At 65.1% G+C, this 26,797-nt stretch carries 26 protein-coding genes; 15 read left to right on the top strand and 11 right to left on the bottom strand.

Going from position 1 to position 26,797, the window contains the following annotated elements:
* Window positions 1–35: 35 nt before the first annotated feature.
* Complete coding sequence (locus tag AC0GNR_RS02580) at window positions 36–530, bottom strand: hypothetical protein (protein WP_472899444.1); 495 nt, start codon at window positions 528–530, stop codon at window positions 36–38.
* Between the two features lie 174 nt (window positions 531–704).
* Between AC0GNR_RS02580 and AC0GNR_RS02585 the strand changes: the two genes are divergently transcribed.
* From AC0GNR_RS02585 to AC0GNR_RS02595, 3 genes are all read left to right on the top strand, one after another.
* The gene (locus AC0GNR_RS02585; protein ID WP_472899445.1) at window positions 705–1,112 is read left to right on the top strand and encodes a phage holin family protein; all 408 of its coding nucleotides are present in this window, start codon (window positions 705–707) and stop codon (window positions 1,110–1,112) included.
* 97 nt (window positions 1,113–1,209) lie between these two features.
* On the top strand, window positions 1,210–1,725 hold the full coding sequence (locus tag AC0GNR_RS02590) for a helix-turn-helix domain-containing protein (RefSeq protein ID WP_472899446.1): 516 nt from the start codon (window positions 1,210–1,212) through the stop codon (window positions 1,723–1,725).
* A complete protein-coding gene (locus AC0GNR_RS02595) occupies window positions 1,718–2,428 on the top strand; it encodes a nucleotidyl transferase AbiEii/AbiGii toxin family protein (RefSeq protein ID WP_472899447.1) in 711 nt (236 codons plus the stop codon). Before AC0GNR_RS02590 ends, AC0GNR_RS02595 begins: the two co-directional genes overlap by 8 nt.
* Window positions 2,429–2,460: 32 nt before the next feature.
* Here AC0GNR_RS02595 and yghU read toward each other — a convergent pair whose 3' ends face one another.
* Window positions 2,461–3,285 carry a glutathione-dependent disulfide-bond oxidoreductase gene (yghU, locus tag AC0GNR_RS02600; RefSeq protein WP_472899448.1) on the bottom strand — a complete coding sequence of 275 codons (825 nt, stop codon included), beginning with the start codon at window positions 3,283–3,285 and terminating at the stop codon, window positions 2,461–2,463.
* Window positions 3,286–3,451: 166 nt separating this feature from the next.
* On the opposite strand from yghU, the gene AC0GNR_RS02605 reads away from it, so the two are divergent.
* Window positions 3,452–4,438: an FG-GAP repeat domain-containing protein gene (locus AC0GNR_RS02605; protein ID WP_472899449.1), complete on the top strand. Its 987-nt coding sequence runs from the start codon at window positions 3,452–3,454 to the stop codon at window positions 4,436–4,438.
* 12 nt (window positions 4,439–4,450) lie between these two features.
* Here the strand turns inward: AC0GNR_RS02605 and AC0GNR_RS02610 are convergent, their stop codons facing one another.
* Window positions 4,451–5,404 carry a chemotaxis protein gene (locus tag AC0GNR_RS02610; RefSeq protein WP_472899450.1) on the bottom strand — a complete coding sequence of 318 codons (954 nt, stop codon included), beginning with the start codon at window positions 5,402–5,404 and terminating at the stop codon, window positions 4,451–4,453.
* 129 nt (window positions 5,405–5,533) lie between these two features.
* The gene (locus AC0GNR_RS02615) at window positions 5,534–6,733 is read right to left on the bottom strand and encodes a serine hydrolase domain-containing protein (protein WP_472899451.1); all 1,200 of its coding nucleotides are present in this window, start codon (window positions 6,731–6,733) and stop codon (window positions 5,534–5,536) included.
* 290 nt (window positions 6,734–7,023) lie between these two features.
* Here AC0GNR_RS02615 and AC0GNR_RS02620 point away from each other — a divergent pair, with 290 nt between their 5' ends.
* From AC0GNR_RS02620 to AC0GNR_RS02630, 3 genes are all read left to right on the top strand, one after another.
* A complete protein-coding gene (locus tag AC0GNR_RS02620; protein ID WP_472899452.1) occupies window positions 7,024–8,691 on the top strand; it encodes a 4-hydroxyphenylacetate 3-hydroxylase family protein in 1,668 nt (555 codons plus the stop codon).
* 381 nt (window positions 8,692–9,072) lie between these two features.
* Window positions 9,073–10,821 carry an AMP-binding protein gene (locus AC0GNR_RS02625; RefSeq protein WP_472899453.1) on the top strand — a complete coding sequence of 583 codons (1,749 nt, stop codon included), beginning with the start codon at window positions 9,073–9,075 and terminating at the stop codon, window positions 10,819–10,821.
* 35 nt (window positions 10,822–10,856) lie between these two features.
* Window positions 10,857–11,768 (top strand): bile acid:sodium symporter family protein, encoded by a 912-nt coding sequence (locus tag AC0GNR_RS02630; protein ID WP_472899454.1) that lies wholly within the window; start codon window positions 10,857–10,859, stop codon window positions 11,766–11,768.
* A gap of 42 nt (window positions 11,769–11,810) precedes the next feature.
* Here AC0GNR_RS02630 and AC0GNR_RS02635 read toward each other — a convergent pair whose 3' ends face one another.
* Entirely contained in the window at window positions 11,811–12,533 is a 723-nt protein-coding gene (locus tag AC0GNR_RS02635; protein WP_472899455.1) for an SOS response-associated peptidase, read from the bottom strand.
* A gap of 27 nt (window positions 12,534–12,560) precedes the next feature.
* Entirely contained in the window at window positions 12,561–13,496 is a 936-nt protein-coding gene (locus AC0GNR_RS02640; protein ID WP_472899456.1) for a M14 family metallopeptidase, read from the bottom strand.
* Window positions 13,497–13,724: 228 nt separating this feature from the next.
* Here AC0GNR_RS02640 and AC0GNR_RS02645 point away from each other — a divergent pair, with 228 nt between their 5' ends.
* Together AC0GNR_RS02645 and AC0GNR_RS02650 are read left to right on the top strand one after the other, a co-directional pair.
* Window positions 13,725–14,369 carry a hypothetical protein gene (locus AC0GNR_RS02645; RefSeq protein WP_472899457.1) on the top strand — a complete coding sequence of 215 codons (645 nt, stop codon included), beginning with the start codon at window positions 13,725–13,727 and terminating at the stop codon, window positions 14,367–14,369.
* A 69-nt stretch (window positions 14,370–14,438) separates the two neighbouring features.
* Window positions 14,439–14,885, top strand: coding sequence for an SRPBCC family protein (locus AC0GNR_RS02650; RefSeq protein WP_472899458.1), 447 nt, complete (start codon window positions 14,439–14,441; stop codon window positions 14,883–14,885).
* Between the two features lie 18 nt (window positions 14,886–14,903).
* Here AC0GNR_RS02650 and AC0GNR_RS02655 read toward each other — a convergent pair whose 3' ends face one another.
* Window positions 14,904–15,653: a tRNA-uridine aminocarboxypropyltransferase gene (locus AC0GNR_RS02655; protein WP_472899459.1), complete on the bottom strand. Its 750-nt coding sequence runs from the start codon at window positions 15,651–15,653 to the stop codon at window positions 14,904–14,906.
* A 178-nt stretch (window positions 15,654–15,831) separates the two neighbouring features.
* On the opposite strand from AC0GNR_RS02655, the gene AC0GNR_RS02660 reads away from it, so the two are divergent.
* Window positions 15,832–17,082 (top strand): methyltransferase, encoded by a 1,251-nt coding sequence (locus AC0GNR_RS02660; protein ID WP_472899460.1) that lies wholly within the window; start codon window positions 15,832–15,834, stop codon window positions 17,080–17,082.
* A gap of 21 nt (window positions 17,083–17,103) precedes the next feature.
* Here the strand turns inward: AC0GNR_RS02660 and AC0GNR_RS02665 are convergent, their stop codons facing one another.
* Window positions 17,104–17,763, bottom strand: coding sequence for a DUF2238 domain-containing protein (locus AC0GNR_RS02665; RefSeq protein ID WP_472899461.1), 660 nt, complete (start codon window positions 17,761–17,763; stop codon window positions 17,104–17,106).
* Window positions 17,764–17,911: 148 nt separating this feature from the next.
* Between AC0GNR_RS02665 and AC0GNR_RS02670 the strand changes: the two genes are divergently transcribed.
* Together AC0GNR_RS02670 and AC0GNR_RS02675 are read left to right on the top strand one after the other, a co-directional pair.
* Window positions 17,912–19,132, top strand: coding sequence for a hypothetical protein (locus AC0GNR_RS02670; RefSeq protein WP_472899462.1), 1,221 nt, complete (start codon window positions 17,912–17,914; stop codon window positions 19,130–19,132).
* A gap of 30 nt (window positions 19,133–19,162) precedes the next feature.
* Complete coding sequence (locus AC0GNR_RS02675; protein ID WP_472899463.1) at window positions 19,163–20,023, top strand: Rossmann-like domain-containing protein; 861 nt, start codon at window positions 19,163–19,165, stop codon at window positions 20,021–20,023.
* 52 nt (window positions 20,024–20,075) lie between these two features.
* Here the strand turns inward: AC0GNR_RS02675 and acnB are convergent, their stop codons facing one another.
* The 3 genes from acnB to AC0GNR_RS02690 all read right to left on the bottom strand — a co-directional run bounded on the left by acnB (window position 20,076) and on the right by AC0GNR_RS02690 (window position 24,769).
* Complete coding sequence (gene acnB, locus AC0GNR_RS02680) at window positions 20,076–22,679, bottom strand: bifunctional aconitate hydratase 2/2-methylisocitrate dehydratase (protein ID WP_472899464.1); 2,604 nt, start codon at window positions 22,677–22,679, stop codon at window positions 20,076–20,078.
* A gap of 71 nt (window positions 22,680–22,750) precedes the next feature.
* A complete protein-coding gene (locus AC0GNR_RS02685; RefSeq protein ID WP_472899465.1) occupies window positions 22,751–23,764 on the bottom strand; it encodes an HpcH/HpaI aldolase/citrate lyase family protein in 1,014 nt (337 codons plus the stop codon).
* Between the two features lie 18 nt (window positions 23,765–23,782).
* Complete coding sequence (locus tag AC0GNR_RS02690) at window positions 23,783–24,769, bottom strand: malate dehydrogenase (protein ID WP_472899466.1); 987 nt, start codon at window positions 24,767–24,769, stop codon at window positions 23,783–23,785.
* 213 nt (window positions 24,770–24,982) lie between these two features.
* On the opposite strand from AC0GNR_RS02690, the gene AC0GNR_RS02695 reads away from it, so the two are divergent.
* The 3 genes from AC0GNR_RS02695 (at window position 24,983) to sdhD (ending at window position 26,793) form a co-directional block, all read left to right on the top strand.
* Window positions 24,983–25,813, top strand: a complete 831-nt coding sequence (locus tag AC0GNR_RS02695; RefSeq protein WP_472899467.1) for a GntR family transcriptional regulator — start codon at window positions 24,983–24,985, stop codon at window positions 25,811–25,813.
* 160 nt (window positions 25,814–25,973) lie between these two features.
* On the top strand, window positions 25,974–26,405 hold the full coding sequence (gene sdhC, locus AC0GNR_RS02700; RefSeq protein ID WP_472899468.1) for a succinate dehydrogenase, cytochrome b556 subunit: 432 nt from the start codon (window positions 25,974–25,976) through the stop codon (window positions 26,403–26,405).
* Between the two features lie 22 nt (window positions 26,406–26,427).
* Window positions 26,428–26,793: a succinate dehydrogenase, hydrophobic membrane anchor protein gene (sdhD, locus tag AC0GNR_RS02705; protein ID WP_472899469.1), complete on the top strand. Its 366-nt coding sequence runs from the start codon at window positions 26,428–26,430 to the stop codon at window positions 26,791–26,793.
* The last annotated feature ends 4 nt before the right edge of the window (window positions 26,794–26,797 follow it).

A 26,797-nucleotide genomic window follows, 5' to 3' on the forward strand; every position in this document is an offset into this window, starting at 1 on the left:
GCACCCATTCACCGGCGCACTGCAGCGCCCTTCGCTCAAAGGCTCAACCGCTGGGGCGGCAGGTTGGCGCTGTAGATGAGCTCCACCGTTTTGCCGTCGAGCATGGCCAATTGCACCGTCATGCGCCGGAAGGACCACAGCAGGTCAACCGAACCCAGCTTTGCAACCGGGCGCGAGGGGGTGCTGACGGGCAGGCCGTAGCTGGTGCGCAGCGAGGCTTGCAAAGTTTTCAGCAGGGCTTGGGCGCGCGCGGGGGTGGCGGGCTGGGCGCGCAGGTGGATGCGCTGCAGGCGCTCGGACTCGAAGTGGTAGGTGGCGCTGAAGGTTTCGTCGGCAATGGGTGTGCTGGGAATTTCAAGCAAGGCGCTGGGGTCTGCCGCGCGCTGGGCGGCTGACGTTTCGCGGGCTTCGGGCATAAGGGCGCGAATTTGGGCCGGGCTGGCCTGCATGGGCGCGTCGCGCCACAGGTTTTGCGCCGATGCACCCCATGCCATACTGACCAGCACCAAGACGGCAATAACTTTTTTCATGCTGCCAAGTGTGCCGCAACCGCCCACACCGGGCGCTTTGCAGGGCTTGAAAACCAAATGCCGCCCCAGGACACCGGGCTTGGCCTTTTGGCCCCAACGCTGCTGAAAGCGCTGCCCGGGGCCGGTGGCCAAAGCCCCTTTGCACAACCCCCTTTGACCCAACGCTCTGCACCGATGCTTTCCAACCTCATGCCTTTTTTGCTGCACTGGGCGATCACTTCTTTTTCTCTGTGGCTGGCCAGCCACTTGTTCAAGGGCATTCGCTTTGGCAGCACGGGCGCGCTGGTGGTGTCTGCCCTGCTGCTGGGCCTGGCCAATGCGGTGGTGCGCCCGCTGCTGGTGGTGCTGACGCTGCCGCTGACGCTGGTCACCTTTGGCCTGTTTTTGCTGGTGATCAACGCGCTGATGCTGATGCTGGTGGCAAAGCTGGTGAGCGGCTTCAAGGTGGACGGTTTCTGGACGGCGCTGTGGGCCAGCATGTTCATTGCGCTGCTGAGCCTGGTGCTGGGCGCTTTTGTGTTGGGCGGGTCGCCCGAATACAAGATAGAGACCAGCCCTGCGCCAGGGCGCATGTGGCTTTAACGGGCGGCGCAAACAGCTGCGGCGGTGCAGGGGCCTATGGGTTATAAGTGCTTCTCATACTTGACAAATTAAATACTTTGATCACTATGAGAAACATATGAAAGCCGAAACATCACCCGAACTGGACCCAGGCACAACCCAGCTACAAGCCTTGGGCCGGCAACTGCGCGCGCGCCGCAAGGCGCTGCGGGTCAGCAGCACGGCGGCGGCCGAAGCGGCGGGCATGTCGCGGGTCACGCTGCACCGCATAGAAAAGGGTGAGCCTTCGGTGGCTGGCGGCGCTTGGGCCCATGCCATGGCGGCGTTGGGCATGACACTGCTGGCGCGCAACGCTGAAGGAACCGAACCCGCTGCCGAACGCGTTAGCCCACCCGATCCGGCTGAATGGATACCGGTGCGCGTGCGCTTGGCTGACTACCCGCAGTTGAAGGCCCTGGCGTGGCAGGTGCATGGCACCGACACAATTTCGCCCCTGGAGGCTTTGAGCATTTACGAGCGCAATGCGCGGCATCTGGACACCGCCGCTATGTCGCCCGCCGAACAGGCGCTGCTGCGGGCTTTGGACGCCGGTCTGGGTGACGGCACTTTGGCGATGGAGGAGCGCCATGTTTGAGCGCCCGCACCACCAACGCATTGCTCATGTGCTGGGCGCGCTGAACGGCGATACGCTGCGGCAGCACGGCTGCCTGTTTGGCGGCGGCACCTGCATTGCCCTGCGCTGTGGCGAGTACCGGGAATCGATAAACATCGACTTTTTGGTGTCAGACGCCACCGGCTACCGGGAGCTGCGCCAGTGGCTAACAGGCGCCGAAGGGCTCAACGCGTTGGTTCGAGAGGGAACGCCGCCGCTGACCATGGTGCGGGAGGTGCGCGCCGATCAATACGGCCTGCGGACTGCGGTGCAAATGGACGGGCAGGCGATCAAGTTCGAAATTGTTCGTGAGGCGCGCATGGTGTTGGAGGCGCCGGGCAAAGACGATGTTGTGTGCGGCATCAGTACGCTCACGCCGCTCGACTTGGCAGCGTCGAAACTATTGGCCAACTCAGACCGGCAGGCGGACGACGGCGTGTTCAGCCGAGACGTGATCGACTTGGCGATGATGAACCTGAGCTTGCCCCTGCTTCGCAAGGCTCTAGCCAAAGCCGAGCAAGCTTACGGAACCGCCGTGGCGCGCGATCTGGCCAAAGCCATCAACCGTATGCAAGAACGGCCAGGATGGCAGGAGCGGTGCATGCAAGCCATGGCGATGAACATGCCCAAGGCCGTGCTCTGGCAAAAGATCCGTTCACTGCGCAAGCTGTTGCCGCCAGCCTGAAGGACTGAGCTGGACCGGGTACGGGCACCGCCTCAGTGCCGCTCGGGTACCTGCCCCGCTTCGTCGCCCCACACGCGGTTGATGCGGCGCCCGCGCTGCACGGGCGGGCGCTCGCCAATAGCTGCGGCCCAGCGTTGCACGTGGCTGTATTCGTGCACCGACAAAAATTTGCCGGCCTCGTACAACTTGCCTTCTACCAGCCCGCCGTACCAGGGGTAGATGGCAATGTCGGCAATGCTGTATTCGTCGCCGGCCATGTAGGTGTGGGTGGCCAGGTGGCGGTCGAGCACGTCGAGCTGGCGCTTGACTTCCATGGCGAAGCGGTTGATGGGGTATTCAAACTTCTCAGGGGCGTAGGCGTAAAAGTGCCCGAAGCCGCCGCCGAGGTAAGGCGCAGAACCCATTTGCCAGAACAGCCAGTTGAGCGCTTCGGTGCGCGGCCCGTGGGCTTTGGGCAGCAAGGCGCCAAACTTTTCGGCCAGGTAGAGCAGGATGGCACCGGACTCGAACACGCGCGTGGGTGGCTCGGTGCTGCGGTCGAGCAGGGCCGGGATTTTGGAGTTGGGGTTGACTTCCACAAAGCCGCTGGTGAACTGGTCGCCGTCGCTGATTTTGATGAGCCAGGCGTCGTATTCGGCTCCGCTGTGGCCCAGGGCCAGCAGCTCTTCCAGCATCACGGTGACCTTCACGCCGTTGGGCGTGGCCATGGAATACAGCTGCAGCGGGTGCTGGCCCACGGGCAGGTCTTTGTCTTGCGTGGGGCCGGCAATGGGGCGGTTGATGTTGGCAAATTTGCCACCGCTGGCCTGGTCCCAGGTCCAGACGGCGGGTGGTGTGTAAGGGGTTTTTTCGCTCATGGGGTAGGTTGGGTTGGGCTGATGGCAGCCAGGAAAAAGAGGAGGAAGCGGCGCCAACAGGGGCGGCGCTGCCCGCGGCCCTGCATCGTAAGCCGCTGAGCCAATGTTTGCAGCGCCGGGGGCCGCCGCTGTTGTAAGGAACCGCAGCCCCACACGACTGACCGCCATGCCCTTTGCACCCCGACCCCGCCCCGCCCGCGCTCGCTCGCTGGCCGCACTCACCTCACTGACCGCGCTGACCACCCTGGTGGCCAGCCTGGGCTTGCACACGCCCGCTGCACAGGCCATGGGCCTCACGGTGACCCCGCAAACGCACACTTGCAGCCCTGTGCAGCACAACGCCCAGCCGCTGCAGCCTTTGCCGGCCGCAGCCCATAGGCGCCTGCCCGACAGCCAGGCGGTGACCGGGCGGCACGACCTGGCGTGGGCCTGGCTGGGCTCCCCTACCCGGCGCTACCCGCACGACGCGCTGGGCTCGCCGGTGCACGCGGGCAGCGTGCACGCGCTGGTGAAGACCCGCGCGGGCGGCTGGGACACGGTGGCGCTGGTGCTGCCGCTGAACCGGGTGTTTGAAGACCGGGTGCCGCGCATTGTTGACCTGGACCGCGACGGGCGCGAGGAAATGGTGTTGATTGAGGCCGACACCCTGCGCGGTGCCGCGCTGGTGGTGCTGGGTGTGGACCACGGCCCCGAAGGCCCCCGCCTGGTGGAGCGCGCCCGCGGTCCTTTTGCGGGCTCCACCTTTCGCTGGCTCAACCCGGTGGGGGTGGCCGACTTTGATGGCGACGGCCAGCTGGACCTGGCCAGCGTGGTCACACCGCACATTGGCGGTGTGCTGCAGCTGCTGCACTACCGGCCGCCGGCGCTGGTGCCATTTGCCCGCGCACTTGATGTGTCAAACCACCGCATGGGCGCGCTGGAACAAGACTTGGCGGTGATCGTGCAGCAGCCGGGCCAGCGGCCCACGCTGGTGCTGCCCGACATGACGCGCCGTGCCCTGCACGCGCTGCGCTGGGACGCCCCCGGCCAATGGACCGAACTGGCCGACCTGAAGCCGCTGCCCGCAGTGGTAGAGCGGCTCACGCCCCTGCCCCAAGGCGCCTGCGCCACTCTGGCCGACGGGCGCTCACTGCGGGTGACGCTGTCGCACTAGGCGCGCTTCCGGTCAGTGCCGCAGCACTTGCCGGATGGTGGCGGCGAGTTCGGCGGCCACAAATTTGGCCACGTAGCCGTCGGCCCCTACCGAGCTCACGTGGGCTTCGTTGGCGGTGCCGGTGAGCGACGAATGGATCACCACCGGGATCGACTTGAAGCGCTGGTCTTGCTTGATGTTTCGGGTGAGCGTGAAGCCGTCCATTTCTGGCATTTCCAGGTCGGTCAGCACCAGCGCCACTTTGTCTTGCGCGGTTTTGCCTTCGGCGCGGGCCTCGGTTTCAATGGCCTGCAGGCGCTCCCAGGCTTCCTTGCCGGTCTTGGTCATGACGTAGGGCGTGCCCATGGCGTTCAGGCCTTGTTCGATCATCATGCGCGCCACGGGGGAGTCGTCTGCGGCCAGGATGATGGCGCCTTCGGGCAGGCTCACGGCCGCGCCCACCGACTTGGGCGTGATGTCTTCCTTGGGCGGCGGCATCACGTTGCGCAAGATTTGCTCCACGTCCAGCACCTGGGCCAGGCGGCTTTTTTCGGCGTCGCCGTCGAGCTTGGCAATGCTGGTGACGAGGTTGCCGCCGTTGCCTTCTGAAGCCAGCACGTTGCTCCATTCCAGCCGCACGATTTCGTCCACCTCTTCCACCGCGAAGGCCTGGGTGGTGCGGGCAAATTCGGTCACCATCAAAATGGTGAGGCCGCGTTTGGGCACACAGCCCACCACGGCGGGCAGGTCGATCACGGGGATGATTTGCCCGCGAATGTTGGCCACCCCGAGCACATGGGCCGGCGCATTGGCCATGGCGGTGATGGTGGGCATGACCAGGATTTCACGCACCTTGAAAACGTTGATGCCGAACAGCTCGCGCCGGTCGGTGCCCGGCGCCTCGCCCAGGCGAAACAACAGCAGTTCAAACTTGTTGTTGCCCGTGAGATTGGTGCGCTCGTCAGCGTCGTGCAGCGGGGTGCTCATGTGGCCTTGCTCCATTGGGGTGATCCCCACAGGGTACGGGCCATGGCTCTGCGGCCAAGCGCACAAAAGCCGCCGAAAAACCCCGCAAATGCCGCGTTAAGCGCACGCGTTGCGCTGCGCTGCGGGGTGCTACTGCTTGGCCTCGGCGTCCACGGCCTGCTGCACCGCCACGTAAAACGCTTCGCGTGCGGCGCTGGCCGCCGGGTCGGTGGCGTTGTTGGCCCAGTTGGCGTTGGACGCAATCACCAGCTGGCGCGCGGGGTCCACAAAAATGCCCTGGCCGAAGATGCCACGGGCGGCAAAGCTGCCGTCGTCGTAGGTCCACCACTGGTAGCCGTAGCCGCGCCCGGGCTGGCCTATGCCGGTGCGGGCGGTGGTGGCTTCTTGCAGCCAGCCGTCGGGCACGGTGGGCTGGCCGTTGACCACCGCGCCATTCAAGATGAACTGCCCGAAGCGGGCAAAGTCGCGCGTGGCGGCTTGCAGGCAGCAGCCGCTGATTTCTTGCCCGGTTTTGCTGAGAATCCAGGTGGCTTGCTGCTCCATGCCAATGGGCACCCAGATTTTTTCGGACAAATAGCTCGACAAGGGTTTCTGGGTGGCCCGCGACACCAGCACGCCCACCAGATTGGTTTCACCGGTGCTGTAAAGCCAGCGGGTGCCGGCCGGCACGGCGCGCGGCAGCTTGCGCAGGTAGCTCACCACGGCGTCCACACCGTCGTCGGGCTTGTGGTTGTTGAACTGGGCCACGTCCGAGTTCGGGTCGTCGTAGTCTTCGTTCCAGGCCACGCCCGATGTCATGGTGAGCAGCTGGCGGATGCTGACGTCGTCGTAGGCCGAGCCCTTCATTTCGGCGATGTAGTCGCTGACCTTGTCGTCCATGCTTTTGATGTGGCCGTCGCGCACGGCCGCACCCAGCAGGGTCGAGGTGAAGGACTTGGCCACGGAAAAACTGGTCCATCGGCCCTGGCTGTCAAAGTCGAGCCCATAGCGCTCCAGCCGCACCTGGCCGTTGTGCAACACCATGAGCGCGGCGCTGCGCTGGCCTTGCATGTAGGCGTCCACGTCCAGCGGCAGCGCGAGCGGCGGGCCGGGTGGCAACGGGGACGGCGTGGTGCCGGCGGGCACGGCGCGGTGTTTGGCCAAAAAGGGCAAGCGGTCCAGGGCACGAAACGCCGCATCGCGCTGCGACGTGCTCCAGAACAGCAGGTCGCGGTTGGTGGGGAACGCGGCCAGGAAACCTCGGGTTTCTTTGTCCAGGCTCAGCCAGCCTGCGGTGCCAGCGGCGGCAACGGCGACAAGCCCGACGAGGGCCACGTTCTTGAACTTCATGGTGGTTTTCCTGGGCAAAGTGGGTGCAGGTTGGCGGCTGCGGGCGGTGCTGAAAATTGAGCAACTTACGCGGCGAAACACCGGGCAACGGGCGCCAGTATCGCTTTTTCGCAGCGCTGCACACTGAAGATACCGCGAACGCCGGGCGGGCTTTCGGGGTGGCCGGTGGAGTACGGGTGACGCACCGCCTGGGTTGTCGCTCACGTGGGTGCAAGCCCATTTGAATGGTGCTCCAATGGCTGACGCACCTGTTTTTGAAACCACGCCCCCCACCACGCGAGGCCCGAACCATGAACGCCACACCCGACACACCCGACACCCCCACGCTCATGAGCGGGCAAGACTACCGGGAGTCGCTGCGCCGCTACCAACCCCGGGTTTTCGTGGACGGGCGCCGGGTGGACAGTGTGGCGGACGAGCGCGCGTTTCAGCCCGGCATCAATGCCGTGGCCCTCACCTACGACTTCGCCCTGAAGCCGGCGTATGCCCCGCTGATGACGGCGGTTCAGCACACCAGCGGCCGCACCGTCAACCGGCTCAGCCACTTGAACACCAGCAGCGGCGACCTGCTCAACAAGCTGGAGGCCGTGCGCCTGATCTGCCAGGAAACGGGATGCGCCCAGCGCTACCTGACGCACGACGCGGTGAATGCGATCGCGCAGGTGAGCGCGCGCATTGACGACGCACGCGGCACCACCGAGCACACCGCGCGCTTTCTGAACTACCTGCACCGCATTCAGGACCAGGACCTGACCCTGGGTGTGGCCATGACCGACGCCAAAGGCGACCGCAGCCGCCGCCCGCACGAGCAGGCCAACGTGGACAGCTATGTGCATGTGGTCGAGCGCAACGCGGTGCACAACGGCGTGCGCGGCATCGTCATCAGCGGCACCAAAGCCATCGTGACCGGCGCGCCCTACATGCACGAACTGCTGGTGATGCCTTGCCGCAACATGGGCCAGGAAGACGCCGACTTTGCGGTCTGCTGCGCGGTGCCCATAGACGCGCCGGGCCTGACCATCGTGGCACGCCCGGCGGGGCGCCCTGGCGAAAAACTGGAGCACGGCGACGCGCTGTTCAGCCGCAAGTACGGCCAGAGCACGGGGGTGTGCCTGTTTGACCGGGTGTTTGTGCCGTGGGACAGCGTGTTTTTTGCCGGCGAATGGGAGCACTCGGGGCACCTGACCTACAGCTACGCCACCCACCACCGCCAGACCTGCATCGGCGCGCGCGCCGGCTTTGGCGACCTGCTGATTGGCGCGGGCGCACTGATGTGCGAAGCCAATGGCTTTGACCCCGGGCAGGAAACCCACCTGCGCGAACAGATGGTGGAGCTGATCACCATCACCGAGGGCTTTTATGCCTGCGGGGTGGCGGCCAGCGTGTATGGCAAGGCGGACGCGCACTGCCCAGTTTTCATGCCCGACCCGGTGTTTGCCAACATTGGCAAGCTGCTGCTGGCCACGAAAATTTACGACATGCACCGCATTGCGCATTACGTGAGCGGGGGCCTCATCGTCACCCTGCCCGGCCCGGACGAAGACCACAACCCCGAAACCGGCGCCAAGCTCAGCGAAGTGCTGCGCGCCAACCCCGATGTGCCGTATGAGCAGCGGATACAAACCGCACGCTTCATTGAAGACCTGACCGCGGGCTACCAGGGCGGCTGGTACAGCGTGATCAGCCTGCACGGCGGTGGCTCGCCGGCGGCCATGAAGCAAGAGATATGGCGCAACTACCCGGTGGGCAGCAAGGTGGAGCTGGTGGAACGCTTGCTGGAACGCGGCATTGCCGCCGACGGCAGCCCCGCCGCCGCGCCGCACGACCCGACGCGCGCCATCACCAAAAACCGGCAGCCCGGCAAATGCTGCGACACCGGCTGCACGGTGCCGGGCCAACCGGTGATGGTTGACCTGCCCACGGTGCTGGACACGCTGCCGTCGCGACAAGGCGGTTGACCCGGGCCGCAACATGGCCCGCGAGCCAGCACACCGCAGCGCAAGCTGGCTGTTGATTCGGCCCTATCAAGTATCAACCGTTCGCCCTGAGCCTGTCGAAGGGCTGGTGCCATGTCTGAGTAAGGTTTCGACAAGCTCAACCCGAACGGACTTTCAGACTTCACTGGACCGGATCTACAACAAGCACAGGCCTGCCGCAGGCCTGGGTTTCAGGCGCGGGAGCGGCTGCCACAACAGCGCCCGGGCGGCCAAGCGCTTCTGAGGGTATACCCCAACACGAATCGGGCTGTGGGCCCCAAGAAACACGCGCCTGAACGACTAAGATCGGCGCAGCAAAAATCGAACGACCGTTCTTTTATTCAACTCTTTTCGGAACCGCCCATGACCGATTCCACTGCGAGCCCCTGGCATGCGTCGTACCAGCAAGTGGGCATTGCCCAGGAACTGGAACAACTGCCCTACAGCAACCTGGCCGAGCTGGCCTTTGAGAGCTGCAAGAAGTGGCAAACGCAAAGCCAGATGAAGGCCGCTTTCAGCTGCGTGGTGCCCAACGGCATGAACGGCCGGCTGAGCTTTGCGCAGGTGGACGAAGCGTCTGATGCCTTTGCTGGCTACTTGCGGGGAGTGCTGAAGCTGGAGGCCGGCGCGCGAGTGGCGGTGCAGCTGCCCAACAGCCTGGGCTACCCGGTGGCGGCGCTGGGCGTGTTCAAGGCCGGCTGCGTGCTGGTGAACACCAACCCGCTCTACACCGAAACGGAAATGGTGCACCAGTTCAACAACGCCGGCGCGCAGGTGCTGGTGATGGTGGACATGTTTGCCGACAAGCTGCCGGGCGTGCTGGCCAAAACCGGCATCAAACAGGTGGTGCTGGCGGCGGTGTCGGAGTTTTTCCCTGCCGTTCCGGGCGCCATTGTGCGGGGCGTGCAGCGCTACTGGAACCGCGTGTTGCCGCCGGTGTCGGTGCCGCATGTGCGGCTGAAAGACGCGCTGGCCCAGGGCCGCGCCACGCTGGCCAAAACACCCGCGCGCACCTATTGGAAAGACGTGGGCCGCAACGACCTGGCCTTGCTGCAATACACCGGTGGCACCACCGGCGTGAGCAAGGGCGCCATGCTGACGCACGGCAACCTGCTGAGCAACATCCAGCAGACCCGCGCCATGGGCCAGAGCCACATGGCACCGGGGCAAGAGTGTGTGCTCACGGCCCTGCCGCTTTACCACATTTTCGCGTTCACAACCAACCTGCTGGGCTTCCTGGCCATTGGCGGACACAACGTGCTGATACCCAACCCGCGGCCGGTGCAGAGCCTGCAGCGGGCCATGGAAAACTTCCCCATCACCTGGATGACGGGCGTCAACACACTCTTCAACGGCCTGCTGAACGAAGAGTGGTTTGTGGCCTTTCCGCCCAAAACGCTGAAGGCCTCGATTTCGGGCGGCACGGCGCTGCACACGGCCGTGGCGCAGCGCTGGCGCGAGCTGACCCAAACCCCGATCGCCGAGGGCTACGGGCTGACCGAAACCGCACCGGTGGTGAGCTTCAACCCGCTCACCGGCACGCCGCGCGACGGCAGCATCGGCATTCCGGCGCCGGGCACCGACGTGCGCCTGGTAAACGACGACGGACAAGACGTGGCCCCCGGCACGCCCGGTGAGATCTGGGTGCGCGGCCCGCAGGTGATGCAGGGTTACTGGAACGCCGAAGAAGAAACCGCCCAGGTGATGAACGACGGCTGGTTTGCCACCGGCGACGTGGCGGTGATGGACGAGACCGGTTTCATGCGCATCGTGGACCGCAAGAAGGACATGATTCTGGTGTCGGGTTTCAACGTGTACCCCAACGAGGTGGAGGACGTGATCGCTGACATGGACCACGTGCTGGAAGTGGCGGTGATTGGCGTGCCCGATGACAAGACGGGCGAATCGGTGCGGGCCTATGTGGTGCAAAACCCCGAGCACACCAAAGAGGTGATGCCGGCCGACGTGATCGCCCACTGCAAGCAGCACCTGGCCGCCTACAAGGTGCCCCGGCTGGTGGTGGTGCGCGACGACCTGCCCAAGAGCCCCATTGGCAAGGTGCTGCGCAAAGACCTGCGCCAGGATGTGACCAAAGAACTGAACCGCGGTTGAGCGCCACCCCTTCACCCTAAAGAGAGAACTTCAACATGATCTCCGAATTCGAGACCAAGCTGCTGGGCATCATGATGATCGTCATCATGCTCGGCATGGGCGCGTCGCTCACCTGGCGCGACTTCCGCATCGCCTTTCGCAAGCCCAAAGGCGTGCTGGTGGGTCTGCTGTGCCAGTACGGCATCATGCCGCTGCTGGGCTTTTTGCTGGCGCAGGCGCTGGACCTGTCGCCGGGCCTCACGGTGGGCCTGATTCTGATGGCCTGCATGCCGGGCGGCACCACGTCCAACATCTTCACCTACTTCAGCAAGGCGGTGCTGGCGCTCTCCATCATGATGACGTCGGTGTCGTCGCTGGTGGCCCTGGGCATGGTGCCGGCGCTGCTGGAGTTTTACTCGCAACTGGCCGGGCTGAGCGGCGACTTCAAAATCCCGGCGGGCAACGTGGCGCAGGTGCTGTTTGTGCTGCTGGTACCCACCGTCATCGGCATGGTGCTGCGCAAGCTCAACCCCAACATCGGGGCCACCATCGAACTGCTGGGCGGCATGCTGGGCGTGGCGGTGATTCTGTTCCTGGTGTTCACCTGGATTCCGCGCAACCACACGCTGCTGGCCATCACGCCCTGGTACGTGTTCTTCGCGGCCATTGGGCTGGGCATTTTCGGCATGGGCTTGGGCTACGGGCTGGCCCGCCTGCTCAAACAGGACCCGAACCGCAGCCGCACGATCGCGATGGAGACGGGCATTCAGAACGGCCCGCTGGCGGTGCTGATCGTGACGCTGACTTTTACCGGCCCCATGCAGCAAGAGGTGCTGCTGATTCCGGTGCTGTACTCGCTCTTCATCGTGATCACCTCCAGCATCGTGACGGTGTTCTTCCGCCGCATGAGCGTGCGCGAGGCACTGGCCCGCGACCGCGCCAAAGACGGTACGGTGCTGGCCAGCTGAACAAGCGCTGCAGGCACGGGCCCTGCGGGCGCGGGCAGATGATTAAAAGTCCAGAGCACCCTGCGCCGGTGCGGGCGGGGCGCTGGTGGCCCGCACGGTGCGGGGCGCAGGCTCACCGGCCAGCGCAACGTCCCACGGTTGTTGCAGGTGTTGCGCAGCTTGCTCGGGCGTGGCGTTGAGCCAGTGGGCGTAGTGCGTGGGCGGCACGATCACGAGCATGCGTTTTTCGTCACCCGGGCGGTGCATGCGGCCCATGAGCGGGTGGTGATCGGCGTTGACGGTGAGCAGGGTGAAGCTGTGCAGGGTTTCACCCGTTTCGCGGTCGGTGTATCGCTCGTGCAGGCCGGCCACAGCAAAGGGTTCGCCGCTGGCCTGGGCAATGCGCCAGCGCAGCGCGCGCCCACTTTCCCAGCAGGGTTCGAAGTAGTTGAGCATGGGCACGAGCGCAAAACGCCGTTCGCGCCAGGGGCTGCGGTAACTGGGCTTGTCTGCCACGGTTTCGCTGCGTGCGTTGTAGGTGCGGCGGCTCAGCTCGTTGCCGTGCTGGGTGTTGCGGCTCCAGCGCGGCACCAGCCCAAAACGCGCCACCGCGCACACCAGGCCCGCGCCGCCCTGCCCCAGCCCTGGCTCAGCCCGGGTGATGATGGGCGCGCCGTAGCCGGGAAAGGTCTCGGGTGGCCAGTCTTGCGTGGGCATCTGCACGCCGCCCAGGCCGGGCATGTCGCGCACGGTGCGCGAGTTGGGCGGGTTGTAGTTGGTGCACATGCGCGCCGGGGCGTTGTGAGGTGCGGCTCAGCCCAGCGCGAGCACGAAGTCGAGCGCCGCGCACACCGCGGTGGCCTGGGCGGTGTTGCACTGCTCGGGCGTGGCGCGCGGGCTGTCGGGGTAGACCTCGGTGGTGGTGGTGTAGCGCGCGCCGGTGATGCCGGCGCACAGGCCCAGCTCGCGCAGCGCGTAGCGGATCACGCCCCGGTCCACGGCAGGCGAGCCGATGATTTCGCCCTTGTCGTCGGTGGGCGCAATGTGCGTGACGCGCTCCACCGCGTTGATGATGGCGCGCTGAAACGCGGGCTGGGGGTTGTCGGTGTCGTCCACCAGGTAAAAGCCGTCGGGAATGGTGCCGGGCTCGAAGGGCTCACCGTCGCGCGCGGCCTTGGCGGGGCGGTACTCGGACTCGTCGGTGTCGGTGGTTTCGTGCAGGTCAATGTGGGCTGCAAACTGCCCTTGCAGCGGCGCCACCAGGCGCATGAGCGCGTCGGCCTCCTGTGCAAGGCCGGTTGCCTTGAACGAGCGGTTGGGGTCCACGGCGTCAAAGTTCCAGCGGTGAATGCGCTCATAGGCCCACGGGCTGACACAAGGCACCACCAGCAGGTTGACCCGGCCCACGTAGGCCTGGGCGTGCTGCTCTAAAAACTGCAGCGCGCCGTGCACGCCACTGGTTTCATAGCCGTGCACACCGCCGGTGACCAGCACCCCAGACAAGCCCGGCTGCCACGCACCGGGGCTGACGGCGTACAGCGGGTAGCGCTCAGGTGTGGCAGGCGTTTCGCTGTAGACCACCTCGCCGTAGGGAAACACCTCAAAGCGCGCGCGCAGGGGCTGCAGGGCGCAGAGCACGTCGTCGGCGTAGCTGCGCCGGCGCACTTGCTGCGCGCGCCAGGCGGCCACGTCTGCAGGGTTCCAAGGCTGGCCGGGGGTGCCGATGGGGTAAAAAAAAGGTTGCGTCACGGGTAACCAACAAGGCATGGGTGGATATGCGGATAGATTATGGTGCGGGCCCCGCCGGGGTCGCCCCAAGCTGAAACAGCCATGCGTGTGATGCTGCTGAGGGTGAGGGTGGCGGTTCCAGGGCCAAGCTTTCGGCACCCCACACCACCAACCGTTCTTGCGGGCCACGTTCACGGTGGCGCAGCGCTGAGAGACATTGCAGCCACGGCCATCGAACCAGGAGTCTCCATGCCCACCGAAGCCAAGCCCTCTGCCAAGACACCCACCGACGACCAGGACACGTCGGTGTTTGCCCGCGCCGTGCTGCCGCTGTTTGGCAAGGTGCCCACATCGAAACTTCGCAAAAGCGAAAAACCCCAGGAAGACGCTCGCCGCCACGCCAACTCGGCGGCGGCCCAGGCGGCGCTGGCTGCCGGCGCGCTGGCCCTGCCGCCGGGTGCGCTGGGCTGGCTCACGCTGCTGCCCGAAATGGTGGGTGTGTGGAAGATGCAGCGCCAGCTGGTGGCCGACATCGCCGCTCTGTACGGCAAACAATCGACGCTGACGCCAGAGCAGGTTGTCTATTGCCTGTTCCAGCATTCGGCTGGGCAAGGCGTGCGCGACCTGGTGGTGCGGGTGGGCCAGCGCACGCTGGTGCGCCGAGCGTCGCCCCGCCTGGTGGGCGCGATCACCCGGCGCATTGGTACCCAGCTGGCCCGGCGCACCGTGGGCAAAGGCATGGCGCGCTGGCTGCCAATTGTGGGTGCGGTGGGCGTGGGTGCCTATGCTTACATCGACACAGCGAAGGTGGCGGCCACCGCCATGGACTTGTTTGAGGGCGTGATCGAGGTCGAGTGCGTTGAGGTGGCCGATGCAGCGGAGCATGTGCGCTGAACCAGTGGACACGGGCCCACCGCCTGCTCCATCATGGTTGCCCGTTGACACCCTCTGAAAGGTCCCGACATGACCACCGGCACCGTCACCCTGCACCGCGTTTTCACCGCCCCGCCCGAGCGGGTTTACCGCGCCTTTCTGGATCCCGACGCCATGGCCAAGTGGCTACCGCCACATGGTTTTACCGGCAAGGTGCTGGAGATCGACGCCCGCGTGGGCGGGCGTTACCGCATGCAGTTCACCAACCTGGGCAACGGCCAAAGCCACGCGTTTGGCGGTATGTACCTGGAGCTGGTGCCCAACGAGCGCATTGTGAACACCGACGTGTTTGACGACACCAACCTGCCTGGGGAAATGCGCACCACAGTCACATTCAAGGCGGTGTCTGTGGGCACCGAGCTGACGGCGGTTCAAGAAGGCATTCCGGCCATGATTCCGGTGGAAGCTTGTTACCTGGGCTGGCAGCAGTCGCTACAACTGCTGGCGCTGCTGGTGGAAGCTGACATACCGGGCTGAGCGTTCGCGCGCAGGCGCTCAGGCCGGCCCCACTGCCAGGGCATGCAGGCGCTGGTGCGCTTCACAGGTACGGTCCAGTGGCAGGTTGCGCTTGGCGCTGAGGTAGTGGGCGCTGAACACGTCGAGCCAGGCGGTGAGCGTGTGTGCTGCATGCATTTCACCGGCCATGGCCAGACACAGGGCGGCCACTTCGGCGGTGCAAAACTGGTCTTCGCGTGACGACCGGCGCAGCCGGTAGCTGGACGCCTGGCCCGGGTGCAGGCTGAGCACGGGCAAGGCGTCCAGGTAAGGGCTTTTGCGAAACATCTTGCGCGCTTCAGACCAGGTGCCGTCCAGCAACACAAACAGCGGTCGCTTGCCGCCCGGCGCATCGCCAGTGGCGGGGTGGCTGCAGGGTGCGAGCCCGGTCACCACGCGCTGCGCTTCAACGTACTCCCCCGGAAACACCAGGTAGGGCTGCCACTGCGGGTCGGCCAGCAAAGCCAGAAGAGCGGGGTCCACCGCGGTGCGAGACCAGCCAAAGGCAAAGGTGTCGGCCACCAGATCGGCAATCAGCCAGCCGGTGTTGCTGGGCTTGAGCGCTTCGATGTCGCCCATGATGAGGCACACACCGGCCAGCACAGCCACCTGCGGGCGCAGCGCGCACACACAGTGGCTGGCTGCCAGGCGGCAACCGGCGCAGCGCCCGCCGCCCGAGCCCCGGGCCACAAAGGGCTTGGTGCTGGCGGCCAGGCGCACAGTGCGCAAACGCGAAACAGCGTGGCTCATGCGGCCAGGCCGGTGAGGACGAAACAACGTGAGGAGCAAGGGCGCATGCGTCGAATGTATGCGCAGCGCGGGCAGCCCCTGGGCCAGGAGCCTGACGCAAGCGTTTTGTGACTGAACGGCTCAGGCGGGTCCACCAGGGTTTGGTGGACAATCTCGGTTTCCACTCTGGCCGCTCACCATGCCGCTGCTTTCCGCTCCTGCGTGCGCTGAATCGCCCAGCCTGCCCGCCTCTCACCCCCTGATTCACTGGACCACGCCCGACGGCGTGGCCGCGTCAGCGCGTTGGCGCTCCGAACGGGGTGCACCGGCGCCGCAGCGGGTGGTGATGGCCGACGACACCACCACCGCCGACGCCGCCTACCGGCTGGCCTGCGCCGGCACCGCCCTGCTGTGGTGTGGCGACTTTCACAACGCCCGCCAGCTGCTGCAGGCCATGGCGCGCCGCTGCGACGCCACGCCGGCCCGCAAACAACGCAAGGCCGCCAAGCCTGCGGCTGCTGACAGCGCCAGTCCCGCTGGCGCGGAAGCCTTTCACAAACACCGCCAAGCGCAAGCACAGCGGGCCCGCACGCTCGGCATGGTGCTGCTGCGCTTTGAGCCCGACCACACCCTGAAACTGCGCCGCGCGCCCGACGTGCAACAGGCCTGCACCCACGCCTGGGGCGCCGCCGAGCCGGGCGCCATGGACTCGGTGGCTTCTTTGCGCGAACTGCTGGGCTTCACCAGCGCCGAAGAATGGCGCCGCGTGGGAGTGGAAATTCCCGCGCTGGGCGCGCCACCCCTCAACCGGGTGTTTCCGCATTACGGCGTTTTTTCACCGGCACGGGGCGAATACATCGACCTGGTGGCCCAGGCACCGCTGCCGCGAGGGGCCGAAGGTGCTGCGCAAGCCGTATTTGACATTGGCACCGGCACGGGCGTGTTGTCGGCCGTGCTGGCGCGCCGTGGCGTGGGACCCATCACCGCCACCGACATGGACCCGCGCGCCCTGGCCTGCGCACAAGACAACCTGACGCAACTGGGCGTGAGCGAACGCGTGACCTTATTACAAACCGATTTGTTTCCGCCCGGCCAGGCCTCGCTGGTGGTGTGCAACCCGCCGTGGCTGCCAGCCCGCGCCAGCTCGCCGGTGGAACATGCGGTGTACGACGAAGGCAGCCGCATGCTGCAGGGCTATTTGAACGGCCTGGCCGCACACCTGGCGCCCGGGGGCGAAGGCTGGCTCATCTTGTCCGACCTGGCCGAGCACCTGGGCCTGCGCAGCCGCACCGAGCTCATGGGCTGGATCGCACAAGCCGGCCTGCAGGTGCTGGGCCGTCTGGACGCCAAGCCCCGCCACAGCAAAGCCAGCAACGCCAGCGACCCGCTGCACAGCGCGCGCTCGGCCGAAGTGACCTCGCTGTGGCGCCTAGGCGTGGCTGCGCCATAAGCCTGACAGCCCAAGCGCGCGTCAGCGGTCGCGCTTGCCAAAGTGCTTGCGGTTGCGGTCCACAAAGTCGTGCAGCACACCGGTGAAACCGCCCATGTTGCGCCCCGTCAAGTACAGGTAGCCGGCCAGCGCGCCCACGCTGGCGCCGATCACATCCACGATCAGGTCAAACATGGTGTCCATCAGGCCCGACTTCTGCATGTTCATGCCAAAGAGCTGGTCCATGCCGAATTCAAAAATCTCCCACAGCGCGCCGATGGTGACGGCAAAGCTGAATGCGATGAGCGCCAAAGCCCAGGCGGGTGCAGCGTAGCGGTCGCCCTCAAACAGCATGAACACAAACAGGAAACCGAGCAGGCCAAACGCCATGGCCGAGCCGCCGTGCAGCACCATGTCCCACCACCAGTAGCGGTTGTAAAAGTCAAACGCCTCGCCCAGAAAAATGGTGGCGAACACAAAGAAGGTGATGCCCACCAGAAAAGCCGTGGGCAGGCGTATGCCCATGCGGTTGACCAGCAGCAGAGGCAGCAGCGTGAGCAAAAAAGTGGCGGCGGCCACGCCGGCCAGAGGCCACTGGCGTTCCCACAGCGCCACGCAACATTCGACCAGCAGCACCGCCCAGATCACCTGAACCGCGATCGGTTGGCTGCGCAGTACTTGCCAGGGGCGTTGAGTCCACATCTGGCCATGATAGGCCGACAGGCTGTTGTTTTGCGCGGGTGACTTCGTCGGAACCCACAACCTACTTGCAACATTTGGATGCAACCTGCCCACCACGAATGTGATTTAAGCCTCAAGAACGTTGTGGACGCACCACCATAATCGCCGCATGCTTATTTCTGAAATTGCGGTCTGGTCGGCCATGCTGGGCGGCTTGCTGACACTGCTGGCCCTGTCGCTGGTGGACGCCCTTGGAAACCGCACGGTCGGTTCGGTACGCAACCTGGTGTTTGTGGTGATCACGGGGGCCAGCTGTGTGCTGGTTACAGGTCTGCCCGAGGTGTTTTTCCCCCACCTGCCAGCGCGCTTGCTGATGATGCTGAAAGCCAGCCTGGGACCCTTGGCGGGCGCCATGGCCCTGTACTTTCTGGGCAACTGGCTGGGCGGTGTGCGTGAAGACACCCTGGTGCACCGGCTCACGGCCTGGGGTGGTGCGCTGGTGTTGCTGGCTGCGTTGGTGCTGGCGGTGGTGGGCAGCCAGACGGAAGCGGCCCATTTCACTTCGCTGCTGCTGGTGGCTGCGGCGGTCAACATGGTACCGGTGCTGCTGGCCGCGCTGGCGGTGTGGCGAGCGGCCCGGTTGGGCGACCCACTGGCGCGCTGGATGGGCCTGGCGGTGGCCTGCCTGGCGGCCACGGTGTTCGGCATTTACCTGCGCGGCTTACAGGTACCGGGCTTCGGCCTGTTCACCTGGGTGCTGACCGCTGTGTTCACGGTGGCGTTTTTTATCGTTTCCACGGTGCTGGTGTTCATACGCAACCAGCAAAACCGGCAGCTTGCCCGCCTCTCTCGGCTGCAAGCTGGGGCCGAGCCAGCCACCGGCCTGGTCACGGGTTCGGCATTGCTGTCGCAAGTGGAACATGTGTTTTGGCGCACGGCACGCCGCCAGGGCGAGTGCACGGTGGTGTGCCTCTACCTGAGCAACCTGTACGAAATGGCCGAACCTTCCGGCCACGGCGCCGAGCACCAGATTCTGGCCACCATGGCCGCCCGCATTCGCCGCGCGGCCGGGTTTCGCTGCGTGGTGGGGCTCTACCACCCGCGCTGTTTTGTGGTGGTGCTGTCCACCGACAAACACGCCGCGCCGGCCGGCGAAACGGTGGACCGCCTGAAGTCCATGGCCACCCAACCCGTGGCCGTGGTGGATGAGGCAGAGACTTACCAGGCGTTTGTGCCTCAGGTGGGCCTGGGCGTGATCACCGTCAACCCGGGCAGCGCCGTTGCCATGGACGTGTTGAACGGCGCCGAGCGCCAGGCCATGGCGCTGGTGAACGAGCACCATGAAGACACAGAACATGGCAAGACAACCGAACCCATGGCCCTGAGCTGAAAGACCAGCCTGCGGGACAATGGCACCGCCATGACAACACACCCCATTGCCCAGTCGTTGCTCGATCAGCTCACCCTGTTGGGGCACCACTTTGCACCGCCCCGCGTGGCGCAACTGCATGTGCCGCGGCGCCCGGAAGCAACCGGCGAACACGATGCCGAGTTCTGCGCCATCGAGCTGGAGGACGGCGCCTTTGGTCTGTCTTACGTGCTGCTGGGCGACACGCTGAATGCACTCCTGGCCAGCCATGGCGGTGGCTCCCGGCCGCTGGCAGGTGCCGACCCGTTGGCACTGGCCCAGGCGCTTCAGCATGGCCGTGCAGCCGAACGCGCCATCGCGCTGGCCGCGATCAATGCCCTCACCGATTCGGTCTGGCGCCAAGTGGGCTACGAGCCACCGCCGGCCGGCAACTCGCTGGGCGATATTGAGCTCACGCCCCAGGACCACCTGGGCATGATCGGGTTCTTTCCGCCCCTGGTCAGGCGTGTGGCCGAGGCCGGTGGCCGCCTGACTGTGGTGGAAATGAACGCGGAGATGGTCGCGCTCCAGCGCGGGCGCTACCCGGACGTGAACATTGGCCTGGACCGCACACTGCTGGGCACCTGCAACCTGGTGGTCGGCACCTCCACCATGCTGCTCAACGACACGCTGGACGAGATGCTGGCGTCTGCGCCACGGGCGACACGCTTCGCCGTCATCGGCCCTTCGGCAGGGCTCTGGCCCGACGCGCTGTTCGAGCGCGGCGTGACGCTGCTCGGTGGCACACGCGTGACGAATCCGATCGCCTTCGCTGACGCCATGGCCAACGGCGAGAGCTTCAGCGCCAGCACCCGCAAGTTCGCCATTGCGCGAGACACCTGGCCAGGCTGGCGTCGGTTGACCGGACTTTAGCGACCCATAAAAAAAAGCGGCCCGAAGGCCGCATTTTTTTTTTGCAAAAGGCTTACGCCGTCACGCCTTTGGCGGTCTCTGCGTATTCTTCGATCTGATCGAAGTTCAGGTACTTGTAGATAGCCGCGCCGTCCTTGTTCACGATGCCCATGGCTTCGTGGTACTCGGCCACGGTGGGGATGTGACCCAGCTTGGACGCAATGGCCGCCAGCTCAGCCGAGGCCAGGTACACGTTGGTGTTCTTACCCAGACGGTTGGGGAAGTTGCGGGTGCTGGTGGACACCACGGTAGCGCCTTCGCGCACCTGCGCCTGGTTGCCCATGCACAGCGAGCAGCCCGGCATTTCGGTGCGGGCACCGGCTGCGCCGAAGCTGGCGTAGTGGCCTTCCTTGATCAGCTCGCTCTCGTCCATCTTGGTGGGCGGAGCCACCCACAGCTTGACGGGGATGTCGCGCTGGCCACCCAGCAACTTGGCGGCGGCGCGGAAGTGGCCAATGTTGGTCATGCACGAGCCGATGAAGGCTTCGTCGATCTTGGTGCCGGCCACGTCAGACAGGAACTTGGCGTCGTCCGGATCGTTCGGGCAGCACAGGATGGGTTCCTTGATGTCGGCCAGGTCGATCTCGATGACGTGCGCGTATTCGGCGTCTTTGTCGGCTTCGAGCAGGTTGGGGTTGGCCAACCAGGCTTCCACCTTTTCGATGCGGCGCTGCAGGGTGCGTTTGTCTTCGTAGCCGTCGGCGATCATGTTCTTCATCAGCACGATGTTGCTGGTGAGGTATTCCTTGATCGGCTCGGGGTTGAGCTTGATGGTGCAGCCGGCAGCCGAGCGCTCGGCGGACGCGTCAGACAGTTCAAACGCTTGCTCGACCTTGAGGTTGGGCAGGCCTTCAATTTCCAGAATGCGACCGGAGAATTCGTTGATCTTGCCGGCCTTGGCCACGGTCAGCAAACCTTGCTTGATGGCGTACAGCGGAATCGCGTGCACCAGATCGCGCAGGGTCACGCCAGGCTGCATTTCGCCTTTGAAGCGCACCAGCACCGACTCGGGCATGTCCAACGGCATCACGCCGGTGGCGGCACCGAAGGCCACCAGACCGGAGCCGGCGGGGAAGCTGATGCCGATGGGGAAGCGGGTGTGGCTGTCGCCACCGGTGCCCACGGTGTCGGGCAGCAGCAGGCGGTTGAGCCAGCTGTGGATCACGCCGTCACCTGGACGCAGGGCCACGCCGCCGCGGCTGCTGATGAAGGCGGGCAGTTCGCGGTGGGTCTTCACGTCCACCGGCTTGGGGTAGGCGGCGGTGTGGCAGAAAGACTGCATCACCAGGTCGGCGCTGAAGCCCAGACAAGCCAGGTCTTTCAGCTCGTCGCGGGTCATGGGGCCGGTGGTGTCCTGGCTGCCCACGGTGGTCATCTTGGGCTCGCAGTAGGTACCGGGGCGCACGCCCTGGCCTTCTGGCAGACCAACGGCGCGGCCGACCATTTTTTGCGCCAGCGTGAAGCCGGCGTTGGTGGCCACCGGGGTGGTGGGCAGGCGGAACAGCGTGGACGCTGGCAGGCCCAGGAATTCGCGGGCCTTGGCGGTCAGGCTGCGGCCAATGATCAGGTTGATACGGCCACCGGCGCGCACTTCGTCAAACAGCACGTCGCTCTTGAGCTTGAACTCGGCCACGGTTTCGCCGTTCTTCACCAGCTTGCCGTCGTAGGGCAATACGTCCACCACGTCGCCCATTTCGAGCTTGGACACGTCCACTTCGATAGGCAGCGAGCCAGAATCTTCTTGCGTGTTGAAGAAGATGGGAGCGATCTTGCCGCCCAGGGTGACGCCGCCAAAGCGCTTGTTGGGCACAAACGGAATGTCCTGGCCGGTGGCCCAGACGACCGAGTTGGTGGCCGACTTGCGGCTGGAACCGGTGCCGACCACGTCGCCCACGTAGGCCACGAGGTTGCCTTTTTTCTTCAGGTCTTCAATGAACTGCATCGGGCCGCGCTTGCCATCTTCTTCGGGCTTGAACGCTGCGTCCGGGCGGGTGTTCTTCAACATCGCGAGGTAGTGCATGGGGATGTCCGGGCGCGTGGTGGCGTCGGGCGCGGGCGACAGGTCGTCGGTGTTGGTTTCGCCGGGCACCTTGAACACGGTGACGGTGATCTTTTTCTCGACTTCGGGGCGGCTGGTGAACCACTCACCGTCGGCCCAGCTTTGCATGACTTCTTTGGCCACAGCGTTGCCGGCCTTGGCTTTTTCGGCCACGTCGTTGAAGAAGTCGAACATCAGCAACGTTTTCTTCAGCGCGGCACCGGCCACGGCAGCCACGTCGGCGTCGTCCAGCAGCTCAATCAGCGGATGCACGTTGTAGCCGCCCACCATGGTGCCCAGCAGCTCGGTGGCTTTGGCCTTGGAAATCAGGCCCACCTGCACTTCACCGTGAGCCACAGCGGCCAGGAAACTGGCCTTGACCTTGGCCGCGTCGTCCACGCCCGGGGGCACGCGGTGCGTGAGCAGGTCCATCAAGAAGGCGTCTTCGCCAGCGGGCGGGGCCTTGATCAGCTCAATCAGGGCGGCGACCTGCTTGGCGTCAAGCGCCAGCGGGGGAATGCCCAGCGCAGCGCGTTCGGCAGCGTGGGCGCGGTAGTCGGTCAGGAAGGTTGCGGACATGGCGTTCTCCAGGAATAAAGGGGAAGTGTTCGTGGGTCTTGAAAAAAGCAATCGTCAGGCTGCAAGCAAGCTCAGTGCCGCCCAGGGCGGGCCCCGGCGGCGGTCGAAACGAAATAGCGTTGCACCGGTTCGGGGAGCCGCACCCCGGTGTGGTGCGCGCGTTCCAGCAACTGCCAGTAATAGCGGTAGCTGGCGCGGTCGTGCAGGCGCCCTTCAAACTGCACCGGCGCCCAGCCGGCGGTGGCTGCGCGTTCAATGATGGCAGCGGCGTCCTGTACCTCGCCCTCATCTGGCGCAAAAGCCGCCACGATGGTGCGGATCTGGTCGGGGTGGATGCTCCACATGCGGGTGTAGCCCAGCTCGTTCGCGGCCTTGCGCGCCGCAGCTTGTAGCGCCGCCAGGTCTTTGAACTCGGTGACCACGCAGTGCGAGGGCACTTTGCCGTGGGCGTGACACGCAGAAGCCATGTCCAGCTTGGCGCGCAGCACCAGCGGGTGGCTGAACTGGCCCGCCACACCCATGGCGCTCGCCGGAATGGCGCCGCCGTGGGCCGAGACAAAGTCCATCAAACCAAAACTCAGGCTTTGCACCCGGGGATGGGCCGCAATGTCAAACGCCCGGTGCACCGCTGCGGGCGATTCGATGAGCACATGCAGCGGCAGCGCGCTGGCGCCCGCTGCGTCCAGAGCGGCCACAGCGCGTTGCACATCAGCCACCGACTCGACTTTGGGCACCATAAGGTGCGTGAGGCGCGCGGCTGCCAGGCCGGCAATCGCGGCCACGTCGGCACCAAAATGCGAATGGTCTACCGGGTGCACGCGCACTGCCACGCGGGCTTGCGGGCTGGCCGCCAGGACCAACTCGGTCACCAGCGCGGCATGCTCGGCTTCGCCACCCACTGGAGCGCCGTCTTCGCAGTCGAGCGTGACGTCAAAAACGCACGCACCAAACTCGTCGGTCATCTCGGCCTGCAGGTGCAGGCTCTTGCGCATGCGCGCTTCCACCCCGCTGTAGTGGTCACAGACCGGCAGCGCAAACGCGCCGGCCTGAGCCCCTGCAAGGATGTCGCGCGGATGGGCATTCACAGCGGAGTTACCAAGCGGTTACAGCAGGTGCTTCACGCCGTCTTTTTCGCCTTCCAGCTCGGCCAGGGTCTTGTTGATGCACTCTTGCGAGAAAGCATCGATCTCCAGGCCTTCAACCACGGTGTATTCACCGTTGGCGCAGGTGACGGGGAAGCCGAACATGACTTCCTTCGGAATGCCGTACCAGCCCTGCGAAGGGATGCCCATGGTGACCCACTCGCCGTTGGTGCCCAGCGCCCAGTCGCGCATGTGGTCGATGGCGGCGTTGGCGGCCGAGGCAGCGCTGGACAGGCCGCGCGCTTCAATGATGGCGGCGCCACGCTTGCCCACGGTGGGCAGGAACACGTTGGCGTTCCATTCCTGGTCGTTGATCATGTCCTTGACCGAAGCGCCGTCGATGGTGGCGAAGCGGTAGTCGGCGTACATGGTGGGCGAGTGGTTGCCCCACACGGCCAGCTTCTTGATGGAGGACACGGCCTTGCCGGTCTTGGCAGCCAGCTGGCTGGCAGCGCGGTTGTGGTCCAGGCGCAGCATGGCGGTGAAATTGCCGGGCTTGAGGTCGGGGGCTGCCTTCATGGCGATGTAGGCGTTGGTGTTGGCGGGGTTGCCGACCACCAGCACCTTGACGTTGCGGCTGGCCACGGCGTTCAGGGCCTTGCCCTGGGTCGTGAAGATGGCGCCGTTGATGGCGAGCAATTCAGCGCGCTCCATGCCGGGGCCGCGCGGACGCGAGCCAACCAGCAGTGCGTAGTCGGTGTCCTTGAAGGCGGTCATCGGATCGCTGTGGGCTTCCATGCCGGCCAGCAGCGGGAAAGCGCAGTCTTCAATTTCCATCATCACGCCCTTGAGCGCCTTCTGGGCGCGCTCGTCGGGGATTTCCAGCAATTGCAGGATCACGGGCTGGTCTTTGCCCAGCATCTCGCCGGAAGCGATACGGAACAGCAGGGCGTAACCAATCTGACCAGCGGCACCGGTAACGGCAACACGAACGGGCTTCTTGCTCATGGTGAAAACTCCAGAAAAGGACGTTGGAAAAATAAAAATGAGGGGCGCGGTGCGATCCCTGAAACACCGAAAACCATGGGGTAAACCCGCAGCTCCAGCACCAAGGCCTGGCGCAGAGTGTACCCTCGCAAACCCTGATACGTCAATTTGTCTTATGTCTTATATAAGATATGATTGCACAGACCCAGCGGTACCGCAGAGTCCACAGAACCCATGGCCACCCTACCCGCATCCTCCCCTGATCAGCCCCCGCAAGACAGCCGCCCTGCGGCCGAAGGCGGCGCGCCAGCCGATGGCGCGGGCCCGGTGAGCCACAGTGCACCGGCCTTCAGCCCGCTGTACCAGCAAATCAAAACGCTGATCCTGCGCAGCTTGCAGGCGGGTGAATGGAAGCCGGGCGACATGATCCCTAGCGAGTTCGACCTGGCAGCGCGCTTTCGTGTCAGCCAGGGCACGGTGCGCAAGGCCATCGACGAGCTGGCCACAGACAACCTGCTGGTGCGCCGCCAGGGCAAGGGCACTTATGTGGCCACCCATGCCGAGCAGCACACCCAATACCGCTTTTTGCGCCTGCTGCCCGACACCGGTGACCTTGCTGGCCAGGGCCCGGCCGAGCGCCGCATCATCGAATGCCGCCGCCTGCGCGTCAGCGCCGAGGTGGCGCGCCAGCTCGCGCTGCGCACAGGCGACCCGATCTTGCAAGTGAAGCGCGTGCTGGCCTTTGCCGGCTCGCCCGCCATCCTGGAAGACCTGTGGTTGCCCGGCGGCCCCTTCAAAGGGCTGACGCTGGAAACCTTGTCTGAGGACAAAGGGCCGATGTATGCGTTGTTTGAAACGCAGTTTGGCGTGCGCATGGTGCGCGCCACCGAAAAGATCAAGGCGGTGAGTGCCGACGCCGACGCCGCGCAACTGCTGGGCGTGCCCGAAGGCCACCCGCTGCTGAGCGTGGAGCGCCTGGCTTACACCTACAACGACGTGCCCATGGAACTGCGCCGCGGTCTGTACCGCACCGAATCGCGCCACTACCGCAACGAATTGAGCTAAGCCACGCGCGCACCAGTGCCATGAAAAACAGAGCGAACATCCGAGTGTCAGCCTCCGGTATGCTGCGTTGCAATAGAATTTGCAAGCCCGTGGTTTAAGTTACCAACGAGTTACATCCCCCTTCCAAACCCCCTGTCCTCCCCGGAAGAAAGCCCCCACCATGACCGAGTTGACCAAGAAGCGGCCCGAGTTCCGCAACATCAACGCATTCAAGGACCTCACCACGTACCGCTTGCCCCCGGCAGGCTGGGTGTCGATCCTGCACCGCGCCAGCGGAGGCCTGATGTTCATTCTGCTGCCGCTGATCGTCTGGCTGTTTGACACCTCGGTGTCGTCCGAACTGTCGTTCGAGCGTTTCAGCGCTGCTTTCTCGGTGGGTCTGGGCTTCGTGCCGGGCTGGTTCTTCAAGCTGGTGGTTCTCGCCATCATCTGGGCTTATCTGCACCACCTGATTGCCGGTGTGCGCCACCTCTACATGGACGCGCGCCATGCGGTGAGCAAAGAATTTGGCAAGTCGTCGGCCATCGTCACCCTGGTGCTGAGCATCGGCTTGACGGTGGTGCTGGGTGCCAAGCTGTTTGGCCTGTACTGATCCACCGCGAGGAAATAACAACATGTCTGTCAATTTCGGTTCTCACCGCGTCGTCACCGGCGCCCACTACGGCCTGCGCGACTGGCTAGCGCAGCGCGTTACCGCCGCCCTCATGGCGCTGTTCACCCTGCTGGTGCTGGCGCAGGTGGTCTTCACCAGTGGCCCCATCGGCTACGAAACCTGGGCGGGCATTTTTGCTGCTCAGTGGATGAAAGCCCTCACCTTCGTGATCTTCGTCGCCCTGGCCTACCACGTGTGGATCGGCATGCGCGACATCTGGATGGACTATGTCAAGCCCGCAGGCGTTCGCCTCGTGCTGCACGTCTTCACCATCGTCTGGCTCGTGGCCTGTCTGGGCTGGGCTGTTCAAGTTCTCTGGAGGCTCTAAAGCC

The sequence above is a fragment of the Hydrogenophaga sp. LT287 genome (assembly GCF_055702805.1).